Raw genomic sequence first — 2,934 nt, 5'->3', positions numbered from 1 at the left:
TCGTGCCGGCAGCCATCGTGACGCCGGCGGCGCCGTGCGGGGAGAAGTCGGCGAAGTGGTCGGCGTCGAACGCGGTGAACGCGACCGCGACGAACAGGCCGAGCACCGCCAGCTTGATGACGACCATGACCGTGTTCACCCGGGCCGACTCGCTCGCTCCGCGCACCAGCAGCAGCGCGCACAGCGCGACGAGGACGAGCGCCGGCAGGTTGACGATCCCCGGGTCGTCGTCGAGCGGGCCCGCCGACAGCCACGCGGGCACGGTGAACCCGAAGAGGTTGTCGAGGAGCTGGTTGAGGTAGCCGCTCCAGCCGACCGAGACGGCGGCGGTCGACACCGCGTACTCGAGCACGAGGCACGCGGCGACGCCCATCGCGACGACCTCGCCGAGCGTGGCGTACGCGTACGAGTAGGTCGACCCCGACACGGGCACGGCGGACGCCATCTCGGCGTAGGACAGCGCGGACAGCCCGGCCGCGACCCCGGCGAGCACGAACGCCACGACGACGGCGGGCCCGGCGTCCGGCACCGCCTCGTGCATGACGAAGAAGACGCCGGTCCCGACCGTGGAACCGACGCCGAACATCATGAGGCTGAACGTGCTGAGGGACCGTCGCAGCCCTTCAGAGGACTCGCGGGTCGCGGCCGTGACGGGCTTGCGCCGCCAGAGCTGTGCCCGCAGCGAGTGCTGCTGGGTCGTCGTCATGCGCGTCTCCCCCGGTCCGAGGACTGCCACGCTACGGAGCGCCGACCGTGGCGGCAACGAGGGCGGGGCGGCGCGACGTGAGCGCGGCCCGGCCCGGCCCGGCGCGCAACCGCTGCGGCGCGTGCGCGCCCGTCAGACGGTCGCGTCCCGCAGCGTGCCCGAGTGCAGCTCGACCAGCCGGTCCGCGCGCTCGGCCATGAGCGGGTCGTGCGTCGTGACGACCGCCGCGACGCCGTGCCCGTGCACGAGGTCGACGAGCAGGTCCATGACGACCGCGGCCGTCCCGCTGTCGAGCTGGCCGGTCGGCTCGTCGGCCAGGAGCACCGCGGGACGGTGCACGAGCGCGCGGGCGATCGCGACGCGCTGCTGCTGGCCGCCGGACAGCTCGGCGGGCCGCTGGGCGGCGTGCCGCTCGAGCCCGACGGCGGCGAGCGCCTCGGCCACGCGGCGGTCGCGCTCGGCGGGGTCGGTGCGCAGGATCCGCAGCGGGACCTCGACGTTCTCCGCGGCCGACAGGACCGGGATCAGCCCGAACGCCTGGAACACGTACGCGATGCGCGTGCGGCGCAGCTCGAGGACCTGCTCGGGGTCGAGCGCGGTGAGGTCGGCGCCGTCGACGACGACGCGGCCCGCGCTGGGCTTCTCGAGGCCGCCCAGGACGTGCAGCAGGGACGTCTTTCCCGAGCCGGAGCGTCCGCGGACGACGACGAGCTCCCCGGGCGCGGCGTGCACGTCGACGTCGCGCAGCGCGTGCACGACCGCGTCGCCGGTGCCGTAGGTGCGGGTCAGGCCGATGCCGCGGATCATCGCGGTCCCTCCTCGTCGCGTGCGCGGTCGCCGGTCGCGTCGCCGGTCGCGTCGCCGGTCGCGTCGCCGGCGGCGTCCTCGGGTGCAGCGTCGTCGGGCGTCCCCGGGACGTGGTCGTGGCGCGAGACCCGCACGTGGTCCGGCTCGAGGCCGAGGCGCACGCGGTCGCGCAGGTCGAGCCGCTCGACGACCTCGCGCGGCAGCTGCAGCCGCCCGACCTTGTCGAGCACCGCGAACTCCTCGGCGTGCAGGCGCTCGACGCCGTCGTCCCCGAGCTCGGTGCGGCGCAGCACCTCGGTCGACGTGCGGCCGTCGCGGATCTGGACCGTGCGGTGGACGTGCTCGGACACCGTCGGGTCGTGCGTGACGATGAGGGTCGTCACGCCGAGCTCGGCGTTGACGTGCCGCATCGCGTCGAGCACGTCCGCGGACGTCGCCTCGTCGAGCTCGCCCGTCGGCTCGTCGGCCAGCAGGACGCGCGGGGACGCGGCGACCGCGGTCGCGATCGCGACGCGCTGCTGCTGACCGCCCGACATCTGCGCGGGCAGCCGGTCGCGGCAGTCGGCCACCCCCATGACGTCGAGCAGCTCCGCGGCGCGCGCCGCCCGCCCGCCCGTGCCCGCGACGACGAGCGGCACCGCGACGTTCTCCGCCGCCGTCAGGTACGGCAGGAGGTTGCGCGACGTCTGCTGCCAGACGAACCCGACGACGTCGCGCTGGTAGCGGCGGCGCTGCCGGGCGTCCATCGCCACGAGGTTCGTGCCCGCGACGACGGCCGTGCCGGCGGTCGGCCGGTCGAGGCCCGACAGGATCGTCAGCAGCGTCGACTTGCCCGAGCCGGACGCGCCGACGACGGCCACGAGCTCGCCCGCGTCGACGCGCAGGTTGAGCCCCTGCAGCGCCTGCACCTCGACGCCCTCGGTGACGAAGATCCGCACGAGGTCCTCGCACAGGATCTCCGGGGTGGTGGTCGTCATGCTTCTCCTTCCCGCAGGACGGTGACGGCGGACGTGCGGCGCGCACCGACGACGGCGGCGAGCACCGCTCCCCCGACGAGCAGCGCGTAGGTCGCGGCGAGCGCGAGGAGCCCGGCCGTGCCGGGCGTGGGCGGCGGCGGTGCCGCCCCACCCGTGAGGACGGACACGTCGGTCGTCCCGAGCATGACGGGCGCGAGCAGCGCGCCCGACGCGAGCCCCGCGACGACCGCGACGAGCGCCCACGGCAGGACCTCCCACCGCACGAGCGCACGCGCGTCGCGGGTCGGCACGCCGAGCGTCGTGAGCAGCGCGAGCAGCCGGCCGCGCGACCGGGCGCCCAGCGTGACGCCGAGCCCGAGCGCGAGCGCGCTCAGCGCGAGCGACGCCGCCGTGGCGACGGCCGTCGCGGTGCGGACGCCACCGACGAGCGCACCACCCGTGACG

The 2,934-nt window shown here is 75.7% G+C and carries 4 protein-coding genes; all 4 read right to left on the bottom strand.

The window, feature by feature from the left end:
• On the bottom strand, positions 1-706 hold a 706-nt coding region (locus CTKZ_RS18495; protein WP_124344301.1), incomplete at its 3' end, for an amino acid permease.
• Between the two features lie 132 nt (positions 707-838).
• Complete coding sequence (locus CTKZ_RS18490) at positions 839-1,513, bottom strand: ABC transporter ATP-binding protein (RefSeq protein ID WP_124344300.1); 675 nt, start codon at positions 1,511-1,513, stop codon at positions 839-841.
• Positions 1,510-2,490 carry an ABC transporter ATP-binding protein gene (locus tag CTKZ_RS18485; RefSeq protein WP_124344299.1) on the bottom strand — a complete coding sequence of 327 codons (981 nt, stop codon included), beginning with the start codon at positions 2,488-2,490 and terminating at the stop codon, positions 1,510-1,512. Before CTKZ_RS18485 ends, CTKZ_RS18490 begins: the two co-directional genes overlap by 4 nt.
• On the bottom strand, positions 2,487-2,934 hold a 448-nt coding region (locus tag CTKZ_RS18480), incomplete at its 5' end, for an FtsX-like permease family protein (protein WP_124344298.1). The genes CTKZ_RS18485 and CTKZ_RS18480, both read right to left, overlap by 4 nt.

Origin of the sequence: Cellulomonas algicola (assembly GCF_003851725.1) — a bacterium.
Lineage (GTDB): Bacteria > Actinomycetota > Actinomycetes > Actinomycetales > Cellulomonadaceae > Cellulomonas > Cellulomonas algicola.
The sequence above is the reverse complement of the archived record's forward strand: the minus strand, read 5'-3'. Positions and strand labels throughout refer to the sequence as shown.